Below are 25,499 nucleotides of genomic sequence, written 5' to 3' on the forward strand. Positions count from 1 at the left end.
GGAAAAGGATGTGTGGAGTTTTTGGAATATACGGAGTTGAAGAAGCAGCCAATTACACTTATTTTGGGCTATATGCTCTTCAACATAGAGGACAAGAAAGTGCAGGTATTGTGGTTTATGATGGAAAAAAGGTAAAAGAATGGAAAGGGTTAGGTTTAGTGAGTGAAGTTTTTAATGAAGAAATATTAAAAAATCTATCAGGCTATATATCCATAGGACATGTAAGATATTCAACCACCGGTTCTACTATTCTTCAAAATGTTCAGCCCTTTTGTGTTAATTTTGCTAAAAAAACTTTAGCTATTGCACATAATGGAAATCTTGTTAATGCCTATCAAATTAGATGTGAACTTGAAGAAGATGGGCATATTTTTCAAACTACCATGGATAGTGAAGTAATTGTACATCTTATAGTTAAAAATCTAAAAAAAGGACTTGTTAATGCTATTATAGAAACAATGAAAAGAATTAGAGGGGCTTACTCTATTTTACTTCTTTATGAAGATACTCTTGTTGCTTTTAGAGATCCTTGGGGTTTTAGACCTTTATCTTTTGGTATGTTTAATGGAGGATATGTTATTGCTTCTGAAACTTGTGCTTTCGATTTGATAGGAGTTCAATATTTAAGAGATATAGAGCCAGGAGAGATACTTATTATAGATAAAGAGGGACCAAAATCTTATAAAGCCTTTAAAAAAGAAAAATTCAATTTAAGTCATTGTGTTTTTGAATTTATATATTTTGCAAGACCGGACAGTTATATATTTAATAAAAATGTATATTTAATAAGAAAAAATCTTGGAAAAAATCTTTATAAAGAATGCCCTCTTCAGGCAGATTTTGTAATGCCTTTTCCAGATTCGGGTAATTATGCAGCTATAGGTTATTCTCAAGCAAGTGGGTTACCAATAGAATTTGCTATGATAAGGAATCATTATATAGGAAGGACCTTTATTCAACCTTCAGAAAAAATTAGAAATATTTCTGTAAAAATGAAATTAAATCCTGTCAAAGATATTTTAAGGGGGAAAGAGGTAATTGTAATTGATGATTCCTTAGTTAGAGGGACTACTTCTCGTAATAGACTTAAAAGTATAAAAGAAGCAGGAGCAAAAAAAATTCATTTTTTACTCTCCTGTCCACCTCTTAGATTCCCATGCTTTTTTGGTATTGATTTCCCATCTTCTGCAGAATTAATTGCACATAAGCATTCTGTAGAAGAAATTAGAAAATTTTTAGATATTGATACTCTTTATTATTTAAGTATTGAAGGACTTTTATCAGCAGTTGAAGAACTAAGGGACAAGGTATGTTTAGCTTGTTTTACAGGAGAATATCCTATAGAAGTAGATTTTAGTTTTAGAAAAGATATTGCTGAAATTTAGTATTATGAAAGCTTATCAAAATCTACAAGAATTTATAGAAATTTTAGAAAAGGAAAAGGAACTTTTAAGAATAAACATTGAAGTTTCTCCTGAACTTGAAATTACAGAAATTACAGATAGAGTTTGCAAATTAAATGGTCCTGCCCTTTTTTTTGAGAAAGTAAAGAACTATAAAATTCCTGTAGTAACTAATCTTTTTGGAAGTTTTAAAAGAGTTTGTCTTGCTTTTGGAGTAAAGGAAATTGAAGAACTTGCTTCGACCTTAATTGATTTTATAGAAATAAAAAGAATGGAAGGGTTTTTTGAAAAATTAAAAATTATTCCTAAGCTTTGGCAAGCTAAAAATTTTTTTCCAAAGTTAGTTGATAAGGCACCTTGTCAAGAAATAGTTTGGATAAAAGATGAAGTTGATTTATTTAAACTTCCAATTTTAAAATGCTGGCCAAAAGATGGAGGTCGCTTTATTACACTTCCTTGTGTTATTACTAAGGATCCAGAAACAGGTATACGAAATGTGGGAATGTATAGAATGCAAGTTTTTAGTAAAAATGAAACCGGTATGCATTGGCAAATTCATAAAGTAGGAGCAAAACATTATCAGAAAGCAGAAAAGCTTGGGCAAAAATTACCTGTTGTAGTTGCTATAGGACCAGATCCTGCAGTAATTTATTCTGCAACCGCTCCTCTTCCTGAAGATATAGATGAACTCCTTTTGGCAGGTTTTTTAAGAGGAAAACCTGTTGAGCTTGTTAAATGTTTAACAATCCCTTTAGAAGTTCCTGCAGAATCTCAAATTGTTTTGGAAGGTTATGTGGAACCCTATAAGAGAAAATTGGAAGGTCCTTTTGGAGATCATACAGGATATTATACTCCTCCAGATTATTATCCAGTTTTTAGGATAACTTGTATCACCATGAGAAAGGATGCTATATATCCTGCAACTATTGTAGGTAAGCCTCCTATGGAAGATTGTTACCTTGGTAAAGTGACTGAAAGGCTATTTTTACCTTTTATTAAAAAGATTTTGCCAGAAATTATAGATATTAATCTTCCTTGGGAGGGAGTTTTTCATAATTTAGCTTTTGTTTCCATAGATAAACGATATCCAGGGCATGCTTTTAAAGTAGCTTCAGCTCTTTGGGGACTTGGACAAATGATGTTTACTAAAATAATAGTTGTTTTTGATAAAGAGGTTAATGTACAGGATTTAAGAGAAGCCCTATTTTATATGGCTGGAAATGTAGATCCAGAAAGGGATATAATGATAGTAAGGGGTCCTGTTGATGCTCTTGATCATGCAAGTTCTCAACCTTATTTTGGTTCTAAAATATGTATTGATGCTACAAAAAAATGGAAAGAAGAAGGATATACTCGAGAATGGCCAGAAGAAATAGTTATGACAAAAGAAATTAAAGAAAAGATCGATAAAATTTGGAGAAAACTTGGAATTGAAGAATTTTTAAAAAAGAGGTAAGGGTCTATGAAAATAGCTATAATGAGTGATAGCCATGATTCTATTCCTAATTTACAAAAAGCTGTTGAGATCTCTATAAAAGAAAAATGTGAAAAAATTTTTCATTGTGGAGATTTAATTTCACCTTTTATGGTTCCTATTCTTGGGAAGTTTAATAAAGAAATACATTTAATTTTAGGAAATAACCCAGGAGATATTTTTCTTTTAATGCAAAAAATTTTAGAATATCCTAATATAAAACTTCACGGAGAGAATGCATTTTTAGAAATAGAAGATTATAAAATTGCTATGGTTCATTATCCTAAGATAGCTTATGCTTTAGCAAAAACTGAGGAATATGATTTTATTTTTTGTGGGCATACTCATAAATATGAAATAAAGGAAATAGGTAAAACTTTAGTTATAAATCCTGGAGAAATTTTAGGAAAAGAAGGAACACCAAGCTTTGTTATTCTTGATTTAAAAACAAGAAAATATGAAAAAATAACTCTTTAAGGAGAAAGAGAGCTATGCGTTGGAGTAAATTTTTTATTCCTACTTTAAGAGAGGACCCTTCTGAAGCTGAAGTAATAAGTCATAAACTTTTATTGAGAGCAGGCATGATAAGAAAACTTGCTTCTGGTATTTATAACTTTTTACCTTTAGGATTTAGAGCTTTGAAAAAGATAGAGAATATTGTGAGATGTGAAATGAATAAAGCTGGAGCTTTGGAAATTCTTATGCCTCTTGTTCAACCAGCAGAACTTTGGAAGGAAACCGGGCGTTGGGATGCCTATGGAAAAGAACTCTTGAGATTTAAAGATAGAAAGGAACACGATTTTTGTTTAGGACCAACTCATGAAGAAGTAGTAACTGAAATAGTAAGAAGGGATGTAAAATCTTATAAAGAGCTTCCCCTTATTCTTTATCAAATAGCAGTAAAATTTAGAGATGAAATTCGTCCGAGATTTGGTATTATGAGAGCAAGAGAATTTATAATGAAAGATGCCTATTCATTTGATGCAGACTGGGATGGATTAGAAAGGAGTTACCAATTAATGTATGAAACTTATGAAAAGATTTTTACTAATTGTGGTTTAAAGTTTAAGGCAGTTGAAGCTCATACAGGGGCTATAGGAGGAGATGTTTCTCATGAATTTATGGTACTTGCTGAAACAGGAGAAGACATTATAGCCTTTTGTGAAAAATGTGGATATGCTTCCAATATAGAACTTACTCCTGCTATTTCTGGAGAAAAATATCCTTTAGAACCTGAAAAACCATTAGAAAAAGTTTATACTCCAGGAGTTAGAACTGCTCAAGAAGTGGCGGATTTTTTAGGCCTTCCTGTTTCTAAAATAACTAAAACTCTAATTTATATTGTTGAAGAAAAAAACGCTGTTGCAGTGTGTTTAAGAGGAGATCATGAAGTAAATGAGGTAAAACTTGAAAAATTATTTTCTGGGAAACCTTTTAGAATGGCGAATGAAGAAGAGGTTAGAAAAATTGTAGGAGCAAGCCCTGGATTTATTGGACCTAAAGATTTGAAAATAAAGGTAATTGCTGATAAAGCCTTAGAAGGATACCCTAATTTTGTAATAGGAGCAAATGAAGATGAATACCATTACTTAAATGCAAACTTAGGATCAACTTTCAAACCTGATATAATAGCAGATATAAGGAAAGCTACCTTAGGAGACCTCTGTCCAAAATGTAAAGAACCTTTAAGCTTTACAAGAGGTATAGAAGTAGGACATATTTTTAAATTGGGAACAAAATATAGTGAACCTATGAAAGCTATGTTTTTAGATAAAGACGGAAAAATGAAGCCTTTTATAATGGGATGTTATGGTATTGGTGTAAGTAGAATACTTGCTGCAACTATTGAACAAAACCATGATGAAGATGGTATAATTTTCCCTTGGCAGATTGCACCTTTCCAAATCGCTATAGTATATTTAAAAGAAGATTTTAAAGAAAATGCAGAAAAAATTTATAAAAATTTGTCTCAAAATTGGGATGTAATTTTGGATGATAGAGAAGAAAGGCCAGGAGTTAAATTTAAAGATATGGATCTTATAGGAATTCCTCTTCAAATTATTTTAGGAAAAAACTACGAAAAGAATAAAGAACTTGAGGTTAAAATAAGAAAAACAGGAGAAAGAAAATATATTAAAATTGAAGAATTAGAAAATTTTGTAAGAAACTTTGAAAATGAAAAAAATTAAAATTTCAGAACTTACAAAAAGAATAAATGGTATCTTAATAGGAGAAGATTTTGAGGTAGAGGGAATTAATGCCATTCCTTTAGCTGAGGAAAGAGATTTAATTTTTGTAGATTCTCTAAAAAGGGTAGATGAAGCCCAAAAGTCAAAAGCTAAGGCAGTATTGTGTCCTGAAGGATTTGCTAAGTATTTTCCTCAAAAAACAGTTATAGAAGTAAAAAATGTGAGAGTTGCTTTTGCAAAGCTTACTGAAATTTTTAAAAGAGAAATAGAACCTAAATGGGGTATAAGTAGTTATGCTTTTATAGAAGAGGAAGTAAAAATAGAGGAACCATGTGCAATATATCCCTTAGTATATATTCAAAAAGGAGCAAAAATAGAAAAAAATGTAGTAATTTATCCTGGAGTTTTTATAGGAGCTTTCTCAGAAATCGGAGAAAATACAATCATTTATCCTAATGTAGTAATCTATCCTTATACTAAAATCGGTAAAAATTGTATAATTCATGCAGGAGTAGTAATAGGTGCAGATGGTTTTGGTTTTGCTCAAGAAGAAATGGAAGAAGGATATAAAAACATAAAAATTTATCATTTTGGAGGGGTTGAGATAGAGGATGATGTGGAAATAGGTGCTAATACAACCATTGATAAAGCAGTTTTTGGGAAAACAATTATAGGAAGGGGAACAAAAATTGATAATTTAGTGCAAGTTGGACATAATGTTAGGGTAGGGAAAGAAAATATTCTTGTTTCTCATACAGCAATTGGAGGTAGTGCAGTTTTGGAAGATTATGTAATGCTTGGAGGGCAAGTTGGAGTAGCGCCTTATAGTAAGATTAGGAAAGGTGCAAAAGTAGCAGGTAAATCAGGTGTAACAGGAGAAATTCCTCCTGGAGAAGAAGTAGCAGGAATTCCTGCAATAAAAGCAGATATTTGGAAAAAAGCAGTAATCATTTTTGCAAAACTTCCTGAAATTTATAAAGAATTAAAAAAATTTATAAAACCCCAATCTTAAATAAAATCTCTTACCGCAGTAGCAACTGCTATTGCTCCTTGGGTATTTACTATTCTTATATAATCTGGATCAAAATTATCAGAAAATTTAATAAGTTTTTTCAAGTCAATTATTTGGGTATTAATTTTTAAAAACTCACTAAAGATTTCACTTATATTGGGGATGTTTGCACCTCCGCCGACCAAGAATATATTTTCAATGGTTAGGTTAAATTTTCCTGTTACAAATTTGATAGTAGTTTCTAATTCTTCAAGAACTTCTTTAATATAATTTTTATAAATTTTTTTAACCTCAGGGTAATTGTTTCTTTCTGGATTTACTATTAAAGCTTCTGCAGTATCCATATCTACTTTTAAGTTTTTAATTATGTCTTTTCTTAGATTTTTAATTCCTAAATTAAAAAGTTCCCTACTATATACAGGGGCTTCTTTCCCACAAAAAAGCAATCCAATTTTACTATCTCCCCAGTCTACAATAACTTTAGCTTTTTCTCCGTAAATTGTTTCTATGAGATTATGTAAGTTTATAAAGCTTGCATCAATATTATTAGCTTGGTATTCCAAAGCTTTTATAAGGTTTTCATATTGGTTAACTATTTCTTTTTTAGCTACAAGATAAAAAATTTGATAAAAATCTTTTTGGGGAATTATATAGTAGCTATAATAAACATCTTCAATCTTATAAGGAATTTCATCACTTATTTTATTTTTTATTTCTTCTTCACTCGGAATATGTGGACTTTTGAAAGAATCAAAAATTACAAGGTCATAAGGAAGTGAAAGATTAACTATTTTGGTGTTATTTTTAAAAACATCTAAAATATTTTTAATGTTGGAAAGTAAATATTGGAAATCGTTAATAATTCCATTTATAATAACATTTTTATAAGTTCTTCCCCGAATAAAATTAGTTAAAATAAGTTCATTTTTAATAATTTTAACCTCAGCTATTTTAATTGAATAACTTCCTAAATCAAAGGCTAATATTCCCTTTTTTTCTGATCCACTTATATCTATAATACTTTTAAATTTAGAAAAAAGTTTGTTTATCATATGGTTTCCTCTTTATTTTAAATACTTTTAATTTTTGCAAAATTTATGTTAGATTTATCTATTACATTTTCAAAAGAGGAGCTAATAGTTTTTTTATAAAAACTTTCCAAATTTTTTAGAAATTCAGCCTCCATATCTAAAAGCCATTTTTTTAAATCATTTTTAGCAAGTTTTAGATAAGAATTAATTTGTTTTTTCCAGATATTTTTAAGCCTTCTATTTTTGTCTTTCAATTTTTTAATTATATATATAGGTCCAACTAAGGAAGAAATTGCTGGAATAGCTTTTAAGGGTACTGTTTCAGGTATAGCCATAGTTGCAATAATTCCTCCAGCACTCACAGCAATCCCTGGTGCTGCAGTAATAGTTTTATCCAATAAGCCTTCATCTTCTTTTATTTTAACGGGTTGAGGTTTGAAACTTCCATTTTCTGAAAAAGCCTTAGTTCTAATTTTGTCTCTAAGATTTTCTTTAAAAAATTCATATTGCTGATCAAGATGCATACTTTTAATTTTTTCTAATACCTCCTTCATAAGATAATTTAAAAGGGTATCAAGCAAGATTTCAGCTTTTTCTTTTAAAAGTTTACGAGGATAATACTTTGCAAATTCTTTTAAAAAATAGATATCAAGATCTCTGTCTAAAATAAAAAATACTTCGCTTTTAATAAGTTCAATTTCTTTAGAAATATCTTCTTCTAATTTCTTTTCTATTTGTTTAAGAGTTTTAGGTTCTATCATCATGATAACCTTTTTATGAATTCTTCTATTATTTTTACCTCTTTTTCAATTAAGGCAATCTTTTTTTCAAGCATAAGAATTTCATAATCAATTCTCTCAATTGTTTTTAATTCATTTTTAAGATTTTCCAAATAGGTCCTTTTTTCTTCTAATAATTTACCTATACTTTTTTTATAAAAATCAAAGGCTCTGTAAAATTGATCTCTTAGCTTTTCAATTACATCAACAAAGGATTCTATAAGGTTATTCTTTAAAGTTTTAAAAAATGCTTCTTCATCTATGAACTCTCTTATTCCTACTACCACCTTTTTTGTTCTACTTGATTTTAACCATTTCCAGGGTTTTAAAAAATTCCAATTTTCTACAATACTTTCTACAACTTCTTTTGTAATTTCTTCTCTCTTAGCTACTGCTTTTCTACAGCTTTCTTCTATAGCAGAAAAATCAATTTTTGGGATTTGGATGTTATATTCTTCTCTAAATTGTTCACCTATTTGTTCAAGTTTTTCTTTAAAAAATTTGCTTATATTTTTAATATTTTCTTGAACAATTATATTAAGATCATTTTCTGCATCCCTATAATATTTTCTTAATTCTTCTATATTAGTTGATTTTATAAACTTATCGTAATAATTTAATTTTAGCTGATCAAGAGAATTTTCTATAGGAGAATGGACTCCTATAAAAATGGTTGCTGCTTCTTCTAAAACAAAATAACAATATGTTTCAAGTTTTTTAAGACCTTTCTGTCTTTTTTCAATTTCAGCTAAAAATTCTTCTCTATCCCTTTTTTGACTTTCTAATAAACGAATAGTTTCTTGATGAATATTAATTTGTTCTTTATATCCTTCTCTAAGTAATTCTAAAATATTTATTAATTCTGAAAAAGGAGCAGAAAGTAAAAAATTTTCAAGAACTGGTATCAAATTTTCAAATCCTGAATATTTAATAAATGCCTCTTTATTATCTAAACCTTCTTCCTCAGCAAGATCCTTAAAATAAACAATCCACTTTCTTTTTTGCCTTTGTTCTTTTTTTATTTCTTCAAGAGTTTTTCCTTTTTCTAAATCTTCATAGATTAGTTTTAATATACTGTCAACTGCAAAAATTCTATCAGGAGAAATGAGAGAACTATAAATACGTTTAGCCTCTTCTAAAAGTCTATCTTTTTCTTCAAAAAATACTGCAGAGTGAGTTAATATTAAGAATAAGTTTTCTTTACTTTTATTGGTTATTACCGAGGAGATAAATCTTTTAAAAGATTCTGATTCTATAGGTTTAATGGGATGAATAAACAAAATAGCATTAGCTCTATCTAAGAAAGAAAAGGAAATATCATGAACTCCTCCTACAGCATTAACCCCAGGCATATCAACTAACCTTATTTCATCAAATTCCCAAGGGAAGGGATAACCTAATTCTATTTTTATAGGGATATTATCTCGAGATCTTGAGAAGGCATAATTTTCCAATTTATATTTTAATTCTTTAAGATTTTCCATTCCTGATTTTTCTTCCAAATACTTTATAAACTCATTATCTATTATGTTTAGTTCGCCATTTTCAAGAATATAAAGATCAATTAAATTAACAGGAATATCTCTATATTCTTCAGGAATAGCTGCTATTTCTTTTAATTTTTCTTTTAAAACCTCTTTTGGGCTATCTTCAAGAATTTCTATCTTTCCAGAAGCATAAGTTACTTTTAAATAAGGTCTTTTAGAATAAAAAATTTCAATTAATGCATTAGTAGCTTGTAAAACATCAGTAGGAAGGATTTCTTCTTTTATTAAACTGTTAATGAAGGTAGATTTTCCTGCTTTTACTTCACCTGCAACAGCTATAAGAAATTGATTATTTTTAAGATTTTCTATTCTGTTTTCTAAACTTTTTATATCAATTCCGTCATTTAATTCACCTCTTAGATTTTTGTAATTTTCGAAAAGCTCAAAAATTTGTTGTTTATAAATTTTATAATCACTAAGTTTAAAATTAGATTTCTTAATATTTTGTTCCAAAAACATTTTAAATTTTTATTTAGAATAGTATTCTAAATATTTATCTCTTAAATCTTCTAAGTATAATTTCAATCTCCTACTTATAGTTTTTAGCTGTTGAAATAGTTTTTCTACTTTTAAAGAATCTTCCATATTATAAGCAATTATTAATTCCTTTCCTATATTATGAAGGGTTTTGTAAGTTTCTTCAAACTCTCTAAAATCAAAATCTTTAACCAATTGTTTAAATTTTTCACCTTCTTCACTATAGTACCATTTACCAATGGGAAAAGCTTGATAATCACCCCATCTTTCTGGATCAAGCCTATCAATTCCTTTAATATGAGCCTGCAAGCGGAGTATATAACGATCAACATCCTTTTCGAAAAGATCAAAGAGGATTTCTTCCATTTTTCTTGTTTTAACAGTAGTTGCTATAGTTTTCATATAAGAAGAAATAAGTAAAGTTTCATAAGTGCTTTCGCTTATTTTATCCATTAATTGGCTAATTTCTGAAGATACTTGGTTTATTTCTTCAAAAGCTTTGTTAATTGTTTCAGAGGTTTTTACTCCCTTCTCAATATTTGTAGCTATATCTAAGGCTAAATTATTTATTTTATCACCTAAATTAAAAGTTACAATCAAAATTTCTTTTAATTGAGGATCATTAGTAATTTCTTGTCCTTTTTCAACCTTGCTTTTTATCTCTTTAGCAATATTATTAATATTACTTGTAAGTCTTGAAATTTCACCTATAGTTAATCCAAAATCATCTACTACAATAGAGGTCTGTGCCACTTTCAAATTTTGAAATTTTATTTTTTCATTTACACTATCTACTAATTTAAATATTTCGTCAACTTGTTCAACTAATTTAGTAGAATAATCAAGAGTTTTAGAAGAAAAGTTTCTCATATATTCTAAAACTTTGTCCATGCTTTTTGCAATTTTTCCTACAAGGTCTTCCCTATCTTTTATTTTTTCTTCAACAGATAAAGTTAAATCTCCTTCTGCCATTTTATTTAACATATCCGTTATTTTTTCTAAAGGTTTGTGAGCTATATACATATAAGTGAAGTATACTAAAACAGAAGCAGTAATAATTCCTCCTAAGCCTAAAAAGATATAAAGAAGAATAATAAGTTTAAGTTCTTTTATTATATAATCTATAGGTAAAGTAATACTAACAGCCCCTATAACTTCATTTTCAGAGACATTATAATGGCATCTTAAACATTCAGCTTGTGCTTTTACTGGGTAAATTCCTTTTAATTTTTCTTTTTCCAAATCAACAAAAATCTTTTCCACACCTTCTGAAAGAACCTTTGCTTCCTCTTTGTCCATGGCATAATACTCAGGGCTTTCTTTTCCAAAGAGTTCATCTATTTTTGGAGTTCTTATTATTCTTATATCTTTTTGCTTTTTTAAGAATTCTTCTCTTATAATTTTATAATTACCAATTGGATTTCCTTCCATTTTTTCAATTAGAGCTCCATGTTTTATTAGGGTATCGTTAATAAGGTTAAATTGATTTTTCAGAATTATATTTTTAGCATGATTAATTCCTACATAATAGGCCATAAAAGAAGTAACTACAATGGTTAGAACAATTAAAATAATAAAGCATATAACAATTATAGGAACTATTTTTTGATGAAGTTCTAAGGTTTTGTTTAATTTTCTAAACCAGCTTCTTAATCCCATTTTTTAAAAACCCTCCTTTCTATTTTTTAATTTTAGTCTCTAAAAAGGGACCATATTTTTTATCCATAGTAAGTATATGATTTAACCACCAATTTTTTAAAAATTTAAGAATCTCCAAAAAATTAATTTCTTCTTGTGGATTTTGTAAAAATTTTTTAATCTCTTCTTTAAATTTCTTATGCTCCTCTTTATGTATATGTGCTTCTGGATATTCATATTTTTCCATTAGTTCTTCTTCTAAAGCAAAATGCTTTTCAAAGTAGTTTATTAAAGAATCGAAAGCTTCTTTTAAAGCTTTTTTGTCAACATTTAGTCTTATAGCATCATAAATAGCATTAAACATATTAATAAGTTTTTTATGTTGTATATCACATTCAGGTATTCCTGTAGCAAAACTTTCGTCCCATTTAAAAAAACTCATTAGCACTCACCTATACAAAAATATTATTCATAACATTATAATTATGTCAAGAGAATTCCTTTTAATTCTATTCGGAAAAATGTAAGTTTTAATAAAATTTTAAAATTTATATTGGATTGACAATTTTTTAAGATGGTATAATTTTTAAAAAAGTTTTTAAATTGCCCCCATCGTCTAGTGGACTAGGATACTGGCCTCTCACGCCAGAGACACGGGTTCGAATCCCGTTGGGGGCGCTACTTAGCTATTAAATTAAATGTATCGTCTTTTAAAGAAAGATAAAATTTTAATTATATTTCTGTTAACTTTTATATACTTTAATTTATATGGAAAAGATTTTATTAAACTTTCTCCCCCTTGTTATAAAGGTAATGTAACATTAGAAGAAACTTTAAAAGAAAGAAGATCAGTTAGAGAATTTTCTTCTTATCCACTTAATTTACAGGAAATTTCTCAGCTTTTATGAGCTATGCAAGGTATTACTAATTCTTCTTTATATTATTCCAATAGGGAAAAAGAAATAAATATAATTGCAGGAGGTAGCTTATGAAAAGAAAATTTATTTTCACGATTTTTATTAGCTTTTTTGTTAGCGTTATTTTAGGATATTCTCAAGAAAGAATTAAGATTGCCAACGAAGAATGGATACTTTTAAACATTGGTCCAAAAGAGGAAAAGCTTTTTTATTCTCCAAGTAGTATTAAAAAGCTTACAAAAGATAAAATAAGAGTAAATATTTTATATTATCCTTCTTCAGAAATAGTTAATAGATGTAAGAATTACTGGATACAGTGGTTTTTAAGTGGCGAATATAGAGAAGTTTTATGGGAAGGGCTTCCAGAAGAAGATAACAAAAAATGTGAAACCTTAAAATACGGTATTTATGAATATGAGATAGATTGTGCAAAAAGAAAATATAGAGATAAAAATTGGACATGGTATAATAAAGAAAATGAAATATTATATTCTCGCGGGTCTGTAGGGGTATCTTTTCTTTCAATTCCTGAAGATTTAATCAAGGATAAAATTTTTGAAGGAGTTTGTAAAGATTAAAATGTAAAGATTAAAAGACATTTTGATAGATAATTCTTAGATGGAAGTTGATTTTCTCCTTATTAATCCTTGGATTTACGATTTTTCTGCCTATGATTTTTGGCTTAGACCTTATGGACTACTTCTTTTAGGTGGTAAGCTTAGAAAACTTGGTTATTCCATATATTACTTAGATCTTCTTGACCCCTTTTATCCAGAACTTCCTAAGAAACCAAAAAGAAAAGATTTTGGAACTGGGCACTTTTATAAAGAAGCTATCCCTAAACCTGTTTATTTTAATGATGTTCCACGAAAATTTTATAGATATGGATTACCTTTTCCTTTATTTAAAAATTTATTTAAAAAAATAATTAGTTCCTTAAGGTTTAAAGCAGTCCTTTTAACCTGTACTATGACTTATTGGTATCCTGGATTATTTGTGATACTTGATTATATAACCCGAAATTATCCTGAGATACCTATTTATATAGGAGGGATCTATGTAAAACTTTGTTTTGAGCACTTAAAATATGAAATAGAAAAATTTTATAAGGATTTTCCTATTTATATTTTTAAGGGTTCCGCTGAGGAATTTTTAGAAACTATAAAGAAAAGCTTCCCACCTTCTAAGGAACCCTATTTAAATGATTACCCTATATTTGATATGCAAACTTCTATTCCTTATGTAATAATTCTAACAAGCTATGGATGTCCTTTTAATTGTCCCTATTGTGCGTCAAAAAAACTTTATCCTCAATTTAAACAAAAAAACCCAGAGGAGGTATTTGAAGAAATACTTTTTTGGCATAAAAATTATGGGGTTGTTGATTTTGCCTTTTATGATGATGCTCTTTTGTTAAATTTTGATTCTCATTTAGCTCTAATTTTAGAAAAAATTCTTTTTTACGGGTTAAGTTTACGTTTTCATACTCCAAATGCTATCCATGCAAGATTCATTAATGAGGATGTAGCAAAGTTACTTAAAAAAGCAGGATTTAAAACTATAAGAATAGGACTTGAGAGGACAGAAAATAGATTTGACAATAAAGTTAGTATTGAAGAATTTTTGCAAGCCATTTCTTATTTAAAATCTGCAGGTTTTAAAGAAAGAGAACTTGGAGCATATATTCTTTATGGAATACCAGGTGAAAATTTTGAAGAGGTAAAAAACTCTCTTTTATTTTTAGAAAAATATAGAGTCTCTCCCCATTTAGCTGAATTTTCTCCTATACCTGGAACACCCTTTTTTGAAATAGCTAAGCAATATTCTCGTTATCCACTTGAAGAAGACCCTATTTTTCATAATAATACTATATTTCCTGCCTTAAAAAGACCAAATTGGGAAGAAATAGAAAAACTTAAAGCTTTAGCAAGAAAAATTCGTCAATCAATTTGTAACTAATTTTAGCCAAAGAAAACTCCATTCATTTTCTTTTTGATGTTTTATAAGAGAATATCCCATATTTTGGTAAATATTTATTATATTCACTGCATCTGTATTTAAAAAACCACTGAGAAATACATGAGAACCTGTTTGAGAACAGCTTTTAATAATTGGGGCTAAATTTTTAATTTCTCTATAACCAATATTGGCAAGAATTAAATGAAATTTTTCTTGAGGAATCTCTTTTTGAATAATAATCTTGTCTTCAACTTTATTTAAAATTGCATTTTCCTTAGATGCCTCTATAGCAAGCTCATCTATATCTATAGCAAAAATAGTAGAATTCTTGAAAAGTTTTGCGCAGGCAATACTTAAAATACCAGTTCCACATCCAATATCAATTATTTTGAGGTTTGAATCCTTTATTCTTTCTTTAAAAATTTCTATGTTTTCGAGCATCATTTTAGTTGTGGGGTGATGTCCTGTACCAAAAGCTTGGCCTGCTTCAATTATAACTACCATTTCATAAGGATTGGGTTCATATTTTTCCCAAGGAGGAATAATTACTAAAGACTTTCCTATTTTAAGAGGTTTAAAATGGGCTTTCCAAATTTCTTCCCAATTTTCTTCTTTTAATAGTTTGTACTCTACATTAATCTCTGAATTTTTTTCTAAAAATTCCTCAAGAAGAGCTAATTCAGGACTTTTTTCATTTAGATAAAGGATAAAATAAACTCTAAATTTCTTTTCAATAGTTTCCCAGCCTTTTTGAATATGTTCATATAGAAAGTCTTCTACCTTTTCTTTTTTAGTATAAGGGACCTTTAAAATTACTTGATAAATCTTGCTTTTCATATTTAGGTGCTTTTCTTTTTAGGATACTAAAATATAATTTGTTTTTAAATTTTTGAAATGTTTAACAAAAAACTATTTTATATAGGATTTATTTATTTTTTCTCTGGGCTTCCTTTTGGTTTTTTTTATACTTTTATTCCTGTATTCTTTAGAAGTGAAGGAATAGATTTAAAAACTATAGGACTTTTTTCTATAGCAGGATTACCTTGGAGTTTAAGACTTCTTTTTGCTCCCTTCATAGATAGATATTTTTACAAAAGTTTTTGGATGGGACTTTCTCTTATAGGAATTTCTATAAGCATTTTTGCACTTTCTTTTTTTACTCCTGCTACAGTGGGCTTTTTTATATTTTTATTTTTTCTTACTTTCTTTTCCACACTTTTTGATACAGCTTCTGACGGATTTGTTGTAGAATGGATTCCTTCAGAGATTCTGGGCAAAGCTAACGGAATTCGTATTTCAGCCTATAGAATATCTCTCATAATTTTTGGAGGAGGAATTGTAGCCATAAGTCATTATTTGGGATTCAAAATTATTTTTTACATATTAAGTTTAATAACCTTTTTAAGTGGTATTTTTTTAATCTTTAATTCCTTTTTAAAAGTCTCTTCTAAAAAAGTCTCAATATCTTTTACTTCTCAGTTTATAGAACCTTTAAAAGAAATATTAAAAAGAGATAGGGTCTTTTTGCTTCTTTTTTTTGTCCTCACCTATAAAATAGGGGATGCTTTGCTTGGTGCTATGGTTTATCCATTTTGGGTAGACAGAGGTTTTAACAGACTTGAAATTGGGCTTATTTCCGGAACTTTGGGAAGTGTTTTTACTATTTTAGGGTCTCTTTTAGGTGGTTACTTAACAAGTCTTTGGTCTATTAAAAATTCTCTCCTTATTTTAGGCTTTTTCCAGTCCTTTTCTAATCTTGGGTATACTATCGCTTCTTTACCTTATTTACCAAAGGAAACTGTTTATTTTGCTTCTTTTTTCGAAAGCTTTAGTGGGGGGCTTGGAACTGCTGCTTTTCTTACGTTTCTTACTAATCTTTGTAAAAGAGAATTTTCTTCCACCCAATATGCAGTTTTTTCAACTTTATTTAATTTATCCCTTACTTTTTCAAGAACTTTCTCAGGATATGGAGTAAGTTATTTAGGATATACCTATTTTTTTCTTATAACTTTTTTTATCTCTTTACCACCACTTTTTCTTATTTTCTGGATAATAAAAGATAATTAAAATCATTTTACCAGCTCTAAAATTTTCTTAAACTCAGGGGTTCCTGCTCTTTTTAAGATTTGAAAAACAAGGGTTTCTGTGGTAGTTAAAATTCCACCAGCAGATTTGATTAAATCAAGTCCCGTTTCCCAATCAAGCTTTCTTCTACTACAGACTGCATCTTTTGGAACAAAAACTATATAATCTCTTTTAATTAAATCTGCAGCAGTTTGCCATACACATACATGGGTTTCTATTCCAGTTAAAATTACTTTTTTTCTGTCTTTATATTCATTAAGTTTTTTTTCAAAAACTGGTTCTAAAAGGGAATTAAAAGTAATTTTTTCAATAGGCTCGTATGAAGGAAGTGCCTTTTTAATCACTTCTACAGTTTGTCCTAATCCTTTGGGATACTGTTCTGTAAGAATAATAGGAATATTGAAAATTTTAGCTGTTTCAATCAAAATCAAATTATTTTTAATTACCCCCTTTACCACATCTTCATCCATTGCCTTTATAAGCTTTTCTTGAATATCAGTTATTATAATTAAAGTTTCTTCAGCATTAATTAAAAATTTTTCAAGCATTTTTAATCTCCTGCAAAGGTTTCTTCTTTTAATTTAGGGGAAAATTTTTTTAAGGCTTTTTTTACCAAGGTATCTAATGTATCAGTTTCTTCAAAAACTTCATATAAAACCTTTTCTACCTCTTTGCTTTGAAAACCCAAACTCATGAGACAGCTTTTTGCTTCCTCAAGAATAATTTCTTTTTCCGGAGGAATTATTATACCCTTTTGAGAGGGTTTTAAAAAAAGCCCTTTTAATTCTAAATAAAGTTTTTCTGCTCTTTTAGGACCAATTCCGGGAACTTTTGAAAGTTCACTTATTTTTTTATTAAGAATTATATCTCTTAAAATTTCGGGAGAAAATACAGAAAGAAGATTTAAAGCTAATTTAGGCCCCATTTTAGAAAGGGTGGTTAATTTTATAAATAATTCTCTTTCCTCTTTAGTAATAAATCCATATATCTCTATATATTCATTCTTCCTTAATATAGGTACTACAAAAAAGAGGGCTTCTCTTTCTAAAAAGTTCTCTTTAACAAGGCTTACAAGATTTAAAGGGATAAAAATTTCCCAAAAAATAAACTGATTACTTTGTAAGACCAGTTTATTAGGTGGATTTATTTCTTTAACAATACCTTTAAGTTGATAAAGCATTTTGGCTATTTATCTCCAGGGCTAAAATTAAAGCAATTGCTAAGGCATCAATTTTATGAGGATCTGGATTTAAATCAAATTGGTACTTTATTAAGCCTTCTTTAAAAAAGAGATTTAAAATATGAAAAATTTCTTCTTTTTCAGCTTTTCCATATTGGGTTAAAAATTTTTTAATTTCTAAGGGATTAAGGAATTTTACAGGAATATTATAAAGTCCTGCTATAAGTAAAGCAATTGCTTGAGCTTGAGAAAGTCTACTTCCTGCTTTAGAATAGGTTTTAGTAAAAGTTTCTTCTATTCCTATTATATCTGGTTTAGAATCTTTTATAAAATCTTTTAAATTATTGAAAAGATAAGCGAGCTTTTCTGTTACATTTTTACATTTTTTGGTATTTAAGGTTTGCCAATCTTTTAGTTCATAATAATCATTTTTGATTTCAAGAAGTGCATAGGCTAAATTATTAATACCAGGATCTATTCCTAAAATTTTCATTTATTTAAGGCTTCCATAATTCTTTCAGGAATATCAAAATTAGCATAAACTTGCTGAACATCATCTAAATCATCAAGGGCTTCCATAAGCTTAAGAAGGTTATTTGCTGTAGCTTCATCTTCAACAGGAACTATGGTTTTTGGAACCATAGTAACTTTAGCAGAAATTATCTCAATTCCAGCATCTTCTAAAGCTTTTTTAATTTCTTCAAATTGAGAGGGATCTGTAATAACTTCTATTTCACTTTCATATTCTTTTGTATCTTCAGCTCCTTTTTCTATAGCAATTTCTAATACTTTTTCTTCTTCTTTTTTTGGAACAACTATAAGTCCTTTTTGTTCAAATAAATAGGATACTGCTCCTGGTTCAGCAAGGTTTCCTCCGTATTTATTAAAAAGGTGTCTTAATTCAGAAACGGTCCGTTTTCTATTATCAGTTATAGCACTAATAAGTATTGCTACTCCCCCTGGTCCATATCCTTCAAAAAATGCTTCTTCATATTGGGTTCCTTCTTCTAAACCGAGGGCTTTTTTGATAGCCCTTTCTATATTTTCCTTAGGCATATTAGCAGCTCTTGCTGCTTGAATAGCAGCTCTTAGACGAGGATTAAGTTCGGGGTCTCCGCTTCCACCAGTTTTTACTGCTACAATAATTTCTCTTATTAGTTTAGTAAAAAGTTGTCCTCTTTTAGCATCTTGAGCTGCTTTTTTTCTTTTAATTTGTGCCCAATGAGAATGTCCTGCCATGAGACTACTCCTTAGCTAAGGTATTTAGGGCTTTTAAATTAAGTATAACAAGTCTTGTAAAAAATTCAAACTTTATTAGAATATTATTTAAAAATAAAGCCGAGGTGGCGGAACTGGAAGACGCGGCGGACTCAAAATCCGCTGGAGGTTAACTCCGTGCGGGTTCGACTCCCGCCCTCGGCATTTTTTAAATCTTAATTACAAATTTTTTAGTTTTTTTATTCCAATAGATAAAAAGAAACCATATAAAAAGAATACTCATGATAAATATGAAACTTCCTAAATAGGTTAAATATTCTGGTAAATAAACCCTTTCTCCAAGATAACCCTTTTCCCAAATATTTATTTTATCTAAGTAACATCTTAATCCCCAATTACTTAAACCAAAAAAGATAATTACTACAAGTAATTTAATCTGTCCTTCCCCAAGTTTCCATAAACTACTTAAAGCACAGCTATCAGCTAAGATCATTCCTAAACCAAATAGAATGCCTCCAATAAAAGAACCCAATACAAAAGTAGGAAGAATATAAAAATAGGGATCTTGAATTTTTAATAATTTAAAAGAAAAAATTCCCGCAGTAGTTAAAAATAAACTTAAAATAAAGCTAATACTTATCAAAGTTTCTCCAGAAATAAAAGGTTCTCGAAGAGCCTTTGCCATACATAATTTACTTCTTTGAATAACAACCCCTGCTATAGTAGAAAATAAAAGAACTTTCCCTAAAATTAAATTTCTTTCGTTTTCCTTTAAAAATAGAGAGAATATTTTCCCAAAGATAATAAATAGGGCAACCATTCCTATAATAGGTCCTAATTTTTTAATATGAATATTAATTCCCCCTTTTGAAGGAAATTTTTCTGTTTCCCAGATTAGATATTTTAAACCTAACAGAGTCCCTGTAATTAATCCCGCAAACATAGTAAGTCCACTTGCTGAAAGATTAGCAGTAGCTATATAAAATCCTCCTATATTATCTCCAAGTGCAAAAGAAGAGCCAATTCCCATTAGAATTCCTGCTAAAAGAGCTTTAAAAATTTCAAACTTTGGAGGTATTTTAATTCCAAATTCCTGAGAAAAGCAAGAAGAAATAAAGGCACCTCCTAAGATTCCCCAAACAATAAAGCCGGAGTAAGAAGTCCAATTTCCAAAATTTCTTAATCCTTCAGAAATTTCTAAAGGGATTCCATAAAATTGTAAAAGAAGTGCAAAAAAACCGAGAAAAATCCCTCCTATGATAGGATTCCACTTTGATAAAAAATTCATCTTCCCCTCCTATTTTTTAATTGTTCGGGCTTAATAAAATTGAAAATTTTTTAAAACTTGGTATATTGCTGAAAAATCTTTATCTTTTAATCCCATCTTAACTCCAAGTTTGTAAATTTCTTTTACTAAAGCTCCTTCTAAAGATATACCTGAAAACTTTTGATAAAGCTCACTTGCATAATTAAGGTCTTTTATTAAATTTTCTAAAGAAAAATGAGGGGTAAAATTTTCTCTTAAAAGCGCCTCTTTTTTAACTTTTAAAACATAAGAATTTCCTGCTCCGTTTTCTAAAACCTCTAAAAGCTCCTCTTTAGAAAATCCTATTTTTTCTCCCAAAACCAAAGCAGAAGCTAAAGCTTCCATAAAAAGAGCTAATAAAAAGTTGTTAATTAACTTAGCTTGGGTAGCTTTTCCAGGAGTTTGAAAATAAATTAGCTTTTGAGCTAAAATTTCTAAAAGGGGCTTTACTTTTTCAAAAGGCTCTTTTTCTCCACTTACAAGTATGGTAAGTTGTCCTTTTTCTGCAGGAATAATACTTCCTAAAACAGGACATTCTAAATAAAACCCACCCCAGTCTTTAACAAACTGATGAAACTCTAAAACCTTAGAAAACTGATTAGTAGAGGTATCAATTATAATTCTATTTTTAAGAAAGGAACTCCCCTTTTTTAAAACCTCTTCTACAGCCTGACTGTCTTTAATACATAGAAAAATTATCTTTTCATTTTTAAAAAGTTCTTCTAAAGTCTCTACATAAGGTAATCCTAAGGTTTTTGCCTTTTCTATGGAACGGTTCCAGAGATTAACTTTTATCCCTTGAGAAGAAAGTCTTTTTACCATAGCGCTTCCTAAAAGACCAAGTCCTACAAATCCTACTTTCATTTATGATGCCTCCTATTATTTTTAAGTTAAAGTTAATATTATATTATAAGCAAATCGAAGGTTCAACACAAAATTAAGCCTTTTTATTCTTTATGCCATTTAGGTAAGCAGAAGAAAAAACTATTAATTAAAGCTCTCAGAAGAACTTATGAAACTGAAATTAATTAAATCAAAACTAAACAGGAAATTTGGCTATGCAAACTTTATACCCCAAATAGGACACTATTATTATTTTCTTCTATCTATGAAATAACTACTTCCTTCTATAGATTTAGCTACCTTTTTTACTTCTGCTGCTCTTGCCGAAATTTCTCCTATGTGCTTGAATTTGCCTTTCCAGATAGGTACAATAGCTATAGAAATTGAGGGAAGAGGGATTCGAGAAACCTCCCCAGTTCTGTTAACAGAAATAAAATAACCTCTTTCCAGATCCTTTCTATCTAAAAAAGAAGGGACAAGTAAGTTAAAACGTTTTATAATTTCCTTAGAAACTGTTTCAGCTTTTTCTAAAGGTACAATAAATACAAAGTCATCTCCTCCTATGTGACCAACAAAATAATCTTCTTTAGAAAGTTCGGAAAGGGTATTAACAATTATTCTTGCTAAATTTTTAATCATTTCATCTCCCTGGAAAAAACCATAAATATCATTATAAGTTTTGAAGTTATCTAAATCTACATATGCTATTGCATAAGGTTTTGGACTTTCCATAAGTCTTTCTATCGTCTTTGTAATAGAGAGATTTCCAGGAAGACCAGTTAAAGGATTATTATCTGAAATCCTGTTAAGTTTTTCAAAGGCATATTCAATTCTAAGATAAGTCTCCCTTACATCATTATTACTTAAAATAATAAAATCATCTGTCCAGGAAGCAAGGGAAAGTAGAAGTTCAAATTCCATTTTATCAAGAATTAAAATTAGAGGAATATTTATTAAATTAAAATTTTTTCTTATTTCTATAATTTCTTTTAATCCCTCTTTATTTTTAGGGTAATAGTATAAAACTAAAGATGGAGGATTAAAAAAAAAGGCATTTAAGAATTTTTTAAAATCATAAAAAGATTTTAAGGAGTATTTGTCTTTTAAATAGGCTTTAAGTGAATTTTTCCAATCTCTTAGAAATTTATTTTTTTTTAAAAAAGCGTATATAGTTTTTTTTTGAGAAGCCATACCTAAGTATTCAATTCCATTTCTCTTTTTAGTTCTTCGGTAAAAAATTTTAATTCATAAAGTCTTGGTTCTAATTTAAAAAAGATATCTTTTATTTCAAAGAGATTTAGTTTTAAAGTTTTTAAAGCCTTTTCTTGCAAAGGTGGTACTTTTCTATATAAAGAACTACCATATCCTCTTACATGTATTAAAATATCTGAGAGATGAACTACAGCTGCCTCTTTTTTAAATTCCTTTGCTTTTTCAAATTCATGATGAGCATCTACTGCTTCAACGAGTCTATCAGGTAAATTCCAGGTTTTCATAATAAAGCTTCCCATCTCTGCATGATCAATTCCGAGAATTTCTTTTTCAGCTTGGAGAGGGTCTTTACCATTTTTTGTTAGTTCTAATATTTTTTCATATTCTTCTTTAAAACTTACTTTTTGTATAATTCTCCCCAAATCATGAAGAAGCCCGGCTGTAGCAACTTCTTGTGGTTCTTTTAATCCCACTTTTTCTGCTAAAATTCTTGAACAAGCAGCAACTCCAATGGAGTGTTCCCAAAGTCCTACGTCTTCTTTATAAATAATCTCAAAAATAGAAGAAGTTAGGATTAAAACTTTAACTACATTTATTCCAAGAAGCATAAGGGCATTCTGGACTGTACTTACCTTTTTAGGGAAACCATAAAAAGCAGAGTTTGCTAATCTTAAAATTTTAGAGGTAATAACTTGATCCTTTTCTATTAAGTTTGCAATTTGGTGAATAGAAGTTTTTTCATCTTCAATCATTAAATTAAGTCTTTGAACAATAGGAGGAAGGGTAGGAAGCCCTTCTAATTTTTTAAGTTTTTTCTTAACAGATTTTCTTTTTTCTAAGGGATCTAAATTCATTTAATTTTCAGTTTGAGTACTTTCGGTACTCTCTAATTTTTTGTCCTTCTCTTCTAAAAATTCTCTAAAAATTCTCTTTATCTCAAGAAGATTTTCATCAGTTATCCCCTCAAATCTTTCTTCTAATTCTTTTAACTCTTCTTCTAAGGTTTTTTCCCAGGGTAGTTTAACAGGATTACCCTCTACGGTGATAAAACTTACTCCAAATTCTTCAAATTTTCTAATATGTTCTTCTGTTAATTCTACTCCCTTTCCACAAAGAACCCTTCCATTTGCGTCAATTACCTCTTCATAGGTTTTCATACCAGGTCTTATATAGGATAAGGGTAATCTTTGCATATTTAGTCCTCTAAATGACTTTATTTAAACTATACTCTATAATTCCTTCGGCTCCAAGTTCTAAAAGTTTAGGAACAAGTTCTCTTACCTCTTTTTCTGAAATAACAATTTCTAAAGCATACCATTTTTTTTGATAAAGAGGTGAGATAGTAGGAGAGGTTATACTTGGCAAGATTTGAATTATTTTTTCCAAACTTTCTTCAGGCACATTCATTTTTAATCCTACCTTTTTATGAGCATTAAGAGCTCCTTTTAGAAGGGTTGCAATTTGTAATATTTTTTTTCTTTTCCATTCATTTTGCCAAGCTTTTTCATTAGCAATAAGTTGTGGATAAGTAATTAATAGTTCGTGAATTATTTTTAAACCGTGAGCTTTTATAGTAGTTCCTGTTTCAGTAATTTCAACAATTGCATCTGCTAATCCTTGAATTACTTTTGCTTCAGTTGCTCCCCAGGAATAGCTTACTTCTACAGGAATTCCTTTTTCTTCAAAAAACTTTTTAGTAAAATTAACAAGTTCGGTGCTTATTTTTTTATTTCTAAGATCTTCAAGCTTTTCAATCTTAGAATCTTCTTTCACTGCTAAAACCCATTTAGCAGGTTTTTTACTTGATTTAGAATAGATTAAGTCCTCAACTATTACTACTTTAGAACCATTTTCTAAAATCCAGTCTTTTCCAGTTATTCCTGCATCAAGAATTCCAGCTTCTACATATTTACTCATTTCTTGAGGTCTACAGATAACCATTTCTAGCTCAGGATCATCAACTTCAGGAAAATAGTTTCTATGATGAACATCTATTGTCCAACCAGCCTTTTCAAAAAGTTCAATAGTTGCTTTTTCTAAGCTTCCTTTGGGAATTCCAAATTTAAGCTTTTCCATATACCTCCTCCGGATGATATAATTTTTTTTCAACTATTTTTAGTTTACCATTTTCAAGTTTTCTATAAAAACAACTCATATAACCTTCATGACAAACAGGTCCTTTTGGTTCTACTTTAAAAAGTAGAGTATCTTCATCACAATCAACATAGATCTCTTTTAAAACTAAATAATGACCTGAAGTTTCACCTTTTAACCATAGTTTATCCCTTGTTCTACTATAGAAATGAACAAGTCCAGTTTCTAAAGTCTTTTCCCAAGCTAATTTATTAAGGAAACCAAGCATTAATATTTTACCTGTTTGATAATCTTGTATTATGGCGGGAACGAGTCCATTTCCTTTTTCAAAATTTGGGCTATAAGTCATCTTAAAGCCTCCAAAAACTCTCTTAATTTTTTTTCTGGGTCAAGACTTTTTACTAAAGAAGTGCCTATTAAAACTCCTTTAAATCCCATCTCTTTTATTTTTTTTATTTCTTCAGTTTTATTATAACCACTTTCTGCAATTACTGGTATATGTTTAGGAATAAGAGGAAAAATTTTTAAACTTTGTTCTATATTTACTTTAAGGGTTGAAAGATTTCTATTATTTATTCCTATGATTTCAGCTCCAGCTTTAAGAGCTTTTTCTAAATCTTCTTCATCATGGATTTCTACAAGGCTTGAAAGATTTAATTTTTTTGTGTATTTAATCAGTTCTGAAAGCTCATCTTCCTTAAGAATTGAGCTTATTAACAATACTATATCAGCTCCAAAAGCTTTTGCCTCTTCAATTTGTATAGGATCAAATATAAAATCTTTTCTTAAAAGAGGAAGTTTAGTTTCGGTCCGGATACTAGCTAAATATTCTAAGGAACCTTTAAAAAATTTCTCTTCAGTAATTACAGAGATAGCCTTTGCCCCTCCTTTTTCATAAGCCTTTGCTAATATTAAAGGATTGAAGTCTTCTCTAAAAGAATTATTTAAGGGACTAGCTCTTTTAATTTCTGCTATTATAACAAAATTTTCTTTTAAAAGATAATTCTTAAAGTTAATAGGAGTTCTATTCCAAAAGGGTTTAAAATAAAGCCCCATTTGTTTTCTTTTTAAGACTTCATAATATTTCTCAATAAGGATTTGATTTAAAATTTGGTTAATTTTTATATTTTCCATA

At 29.1% G+C, this 25,499-nt stretch carries 27 protein-coding genes and 2 tRNA genes; 11 read left to right on the forward strand and 18 right to left on the reverse strand.

Features of this window, described 5'->3' with window-relative positions; all coding sequences use genetic code 11:
* Positions 1-8: 8 nt before the first annotated feature.
* The 5 genes from purF to lpxD are packed head-to-tail and all read left to right on the forward strand — an operon-like array spanning position 9 to position 6,078.
* The gene (gene purF / locus TOPB45_RS02925) at positions 9-1,385 is read left to right on the forward strand and encodes an amidophosphoribosyltransferase (protein ID WP_013909362.1); all 1,377 of its coding nucleotides are present in this window, start codon (positions 9-11) and stop codon (positions 1,383-1,385) included.
* Positions 1,386-1,389: 4 nt separating this feature from the next.
* A complete protein-coding gene (locus tag TOPB45_RS02930) occupies positions 1,390-2,859 on the forward strand; it encodes a menaquinone biosynthesis decarboxylase (RefSeq protein ID WP_013909363.1) in 1,470 nt (489 codons plus the stop codon).
* A 6-nt stretch (positions 2,860-2,865) separates the two neighbouring features.
* Positions 2,866-3,354: a metallophosphoesterase gene (locus TOPB45_RS02935; protein WP_013909364.1), complete on the forward strand. Its 489-nt coding sequence runs from the start codon at positions 2,866-2,868 to the stop codon at positions 3,352-3,354.
* Positions 3,355-3,368: 14 nt separating this feature from the next.
* Entirely contained in the window at positions 3,369-5,066 is a 1,698-nt protein-coding gene (locus tag TOPB45_RS02940; RefSeq protein WP_013909365.1) for a proline--tRNA ligase, read from the forward strand.
* Positions 5,053-6,078, forward strand: a complete 1,026-nt coding sequence (gene lpxD, locus TOPB45_RS02945; RefSeq protein WP_013909366.1) for a UDP-3-O-(3-hydroxymyristoyl)glucosamine N-acyltransferase — start codon at positions 5,053-5,055, stop codon at positions 6,076-6,078. Before TOPB45_RS02940 ends, lpxD begins: the two co-directional genes overlap by 14 nt.
* Here lpxD and pilM read toward each other — a convergent pair.
* Genes pilM through TOPB45_RS02970 form a run of 5 tightly spaced genes read right to left on the reverse strand, consistent with a single transcriptional unit; the run spans position 6,075 to position 11,992 of the window.
* Positions 6,075-7,130 carry a pilus assembly protein PilM gene (gene pilM / locus TOPB45_RS02950; protein WP_013909367.1) on the reverse strand — a complete coding sequence of 352 codons (1,056 nt, stop codon included), beginning with the start codon at positions 7,128-7,130 and terminating at the stop codon, positions 6,075-6,077. The genes lpxD and pilM overlap by 4 nt on opposite strands.
* Before the next feature lie 17 nt (positions 7,131-7,147).
* Positions 7,148-7,870: a hypothetical protein gene (locus TOPB45_RS02955; RefSeq protein ID WP_013909368.1), complete on the reverse strand. Its 723-nt coding sequence runs from the start codon at positions 7,868-7,870 to the stop codon at positions 7,148-7,150.
* Positions 7,870-9,894, reverse strand: coding sequence for a dynamin family protein (locus TOPB45_RS02960; RefSeq protein ID WP_013909369.1), 2,025 nt, complete (start codon positions 9,892-9,894; stop codon positions 7,870-7,872). The genes TOPB45_RS02955 and TOPB45_RS02960 overlap by 1 nt, the downstream gene beginning before the upstream one ends.
* 9 nt (positions 9,895-9,903) lie before the next feature.
* Positions 9,904-11,571, reverse strand: coding sequence for a CZB domain-containing protein (locus TOPB45_RS02965; protein WP_013909370.1), 1,668 nt, complete (start codon positions 11,569-11,571; stop codon positions 9,904-9,906).
* 19 nt (positions 11,572-11,590) lie between these two features.
* Complete coding sequence (locus TOPB45_RS02970; RefSeq protein ID WP_013909371.1) at positions 11,591-11,992, reverse strand: bacteriohemerythrin; 402 nt, start codon at positions 11,990-11,992, stop codon at positions 11,591-11,593.
* Positions 11,993-12,155: 163 nt separating this feature from the next.
* On the opposite strand from TOPB45_RS02970, the gene TOPB45_RS02975 reads away from it, so the two are divergent.
* The 4 genes from TOPB45_RS02975 (at position 12,156) to TOPB45_RS02990 (ending at position 14,426) form a co-directional block, all read left to right on the forward strand.
* Positions 12,156-12,228: transfer RNA gene (locus TOPB45_RS02975), tRNA-Glu, on the forward strand.
* A 20-nt stretch (positions 12,229-12,248) separates the two neighbouring features.
* Positions 12,249-12,458, forward strand: a complete 210-nt coding sequence (locus tag TOPB45_RS02980; RefSeq protein WP_013909372.1) for a hypothetical protein — start codon at positions 12,249-12,251, stop codon at positions 12,456-12,458.
* A gap of 80 nt (positions 12,459-12,538) precedes the next feature.
* The gene (locus TOPB45_RS02985) at positions 12,539-13,045 is read left to right on the forward strand and encodes a hypothetical protein (RefSeq protein ID WP_013909373.1); all 507 of its coding nucleotides are present in this window, start codon (positions 12,539-12,541) and stop codon (positions 13,043-13,045) included.
* A gap of 40 nt (positions 13,046-13,085) precedes the next feature.
* Positions 13,086-14,426 (forward strand): B12-binding domain-containing radical SAM protein, encoded by a 1,341-nt coding sequence (locus tag TOPB45_RS02990; protein WP_013909374.1) that lies wholly within the window; start codon positions 13,086-13,088, stop codon positions 14,424-14,426.
* Here TOPB45_RS02990 and TOPB45_RS02995 read toward each other — a convergent pair.
* A complete protein-coding gene (locus TOPB45_RS02995) occupies positions 14,412-15,263 on the reverse strand; it encodes a 50S ribosomal protein L11 methyltransferase (RefSeq protein ID WP_013909375.1) in 852 nt (283 codons plus the stop codon). The two genes, TOPB45_RS02990 and TOPB45_RS02995, sit on opposite strands and share 15 nt — an antisense overlap.
* Before the next feature lie 57 nt (positions 15,264-15,320).
* Here TOPB45_RS02995 and TOPB45_RS03000 point away from each other — a divergent pair, with 57 nt between their 5' ends.
* Positions 15,321-16,493, forward strand: coding sequence for an MFS transporter (locus TOPB45_RS03000; protein WP_013909376.1), 1,173 nt, complete (start codon positions 15,321-15,323; stop codon positions 16,491-16,493).
* A 2-nt stretch (positions 16,494-16,495) separates the two neighbouring features.
* On the opposite strand, the gene TOPB45_RS03005 is transcribed toward TOPB45_RS03000, so the two are convergent.
* The 4 genes from TOPB45_RS03005 to TOPB45_RS03020 are packed head-to-tail and all read right to left on the reverse strand — an operon-like array spanning position 16,496 to position 18,930.
* Positions 16,496-17,059, reverse strand: coding sequence for an isochorismatase family protein (locus TOPB45_RS03005; RefSeq protein ID WP_013909377.1), 564 nt, complete (start codon positions 17,057-17,059; stop codon positions 16,496-16,498).
* A gap of 2 nt (positions 17,060-17,061) precedes the next feature.
* Complete coding sequence (gene ruvA / locus TOPB45_RS03010) at positions 17,062-17,691, reverse strand: Holliday junction branch migration protein RuvA (protein WP_013909378.1); 630 nt, start codon at positions 17,689-17,691, stop codon at positions 17,062-17,064.
* Complete coding sequence (locus TOPB45_RS03015; RefSeq protein ID WP_013909379.1) at positions 17,675-18,184, reverse strand: crossover junction endodeoxyribonuclease RuvC; 510 nt, start codon at positions 18,182-18,184, stop codon at positions 17,675-17,677. Before TOPB45_RS03015 ends, ruvA begins: the two co-directional genes overlap by 17 nt.
* Positions 18,181-18,930, reverse strand: a complete 750-nt coding sequence (locus TOPB45_RS03020; RefSeq protein ID WP_013909380.1) for a YebC/PmpR family DNA-binding transcriptional regulator — start codon at positions 18,928-18,930, stop codon at positions 18,181-18,183. The genes TOPB45_RS03015 and TOPB45_RS03020 overlap by 4 nt, the downstream gene beginning before the upstream one ends.
* Positions 18,931-19,028: 98 nt before the next feature.
* Here TOPB45_RS03020 and TOPB45_RS03025 point away from each other — a divergent pair.
* Positions 19,029-19,113 (forward strand) — tRNA-Leu (locus tag TOPB45_RS03025).
* 4 nt (positions 19,114-19,117) lie between these two features.
* On the opposite strand, the gene TOPB45_RS03030 is transcribed toward TOPB45_RS03025, so the two are convergent.
* From TOPB45_RS03030 to trpC, 8 genes are all read right to left on the reverse strand, one after another.
* Positions 19,118-20,197, reverse strand: a complete 1,080-nt coding sequence (locus tag TOPB45_RS03030) for a YeeE/YedE thiosulfate transporter family protein (protein WP_013909381.1) — start codon at positions 20,195-20,197, stop codon at positions 19,118-19,120.
* Positions 20,198-20,227: 30 nt separating this feature from the next.
* Positions 20,228-21,079, reverse strand: a complete 852-nt coding sequence (locus TOPB45_RS03035) for an NAD(P)-dependent oxidoreductase (RefSeq protein ID WP_013909382.1) — start codon at positions 21,077-21,079, stop codon at positions 20,228-20,230.
* A 228-nt stretch (positions 21,080-21,307) separates the two neighbouring features.
* Positions 21,308-22,249: a GGDEF domain-containing protein gene (locus TOPB45_RS03040; RefSeq protein WP_013909383.1), complete on the reverse strand. Its 942-nt coding sequence runs from the start codon at positions 22,247-22,249 to the stop codon at positions 21,308-21,310.
* A gap of 2 nt (positions 22,250-22,251) precedes the next feature.
* Positions 22,252-23,124, reverse strand: a complete 873-nt coding sequence (locus TOPB45_RS03045) for an HDOD domain-containing protein (RefSeq protein WP_013909384.1) — start codon at positions 23,122-23,124, stop codon at positions 22,252-22,254.
* Complete coding sequence (locus TOPB45_RS03050; RefSeq protein ID WP_013909385.1) at positions 23,125-23,463, reverse strand: hypothetical protein; 339 nt, start codon at positions 23,461-23,463, stop codon at positions 23,125-23,127.
* 10 nt (positions 23,464-23,473) lie between these two features.
* Positions 23,474-24,346, reverse strand: a complete 873-nt coding sequence (hisG, locus tag TOPB45_RS03055) for an ATP phosphoribosyltransferase (RefSeq protein ID WP_013909386.1) — start codon at positions 24,344-24,346, stop codon at positions 23,474-23,476.
* Entirely contained in the window at positions 24,333-24,713 is a 381-nt protein-coding gene (gene hisI / locus TOPB45_RS03060; protein WP_013909387.1) for a phosphoribosyl-AMP cyclohydrolase, read from the reverse strand. Before hisI ends, hisG begins: the two co-directional genes overlap by 14 nt.
* Positions 24,710-25,498, reverse strand: a complete 789-nt coding sequence (trpC, locus tag TOPB45_RS03065; RefSeq protein ID WP_013909388.1) for an indole-3-glycerol phosphate synthase TrpC — start codon at positions 25,496-25,498, stop codon at positions 24,710-24,712. Before trpC ends, hisI begins: the two co-directional genes overlap by 4 nt.
* Position 25,499: the final 1 nt, after the last annotated feature.

It is taken from the genome of Thermodesulfobacterium geofontis OPF15 (assembly GCF_000215975.1).
GTDB lineage: Bacteria > Desulfobacterota > Thermodesulfobacteria > Thermodesulfobacteriales > Thermodesulfobacteriaceae > Thermodesulfobacterium > Thermodesulfobacterium geofontis.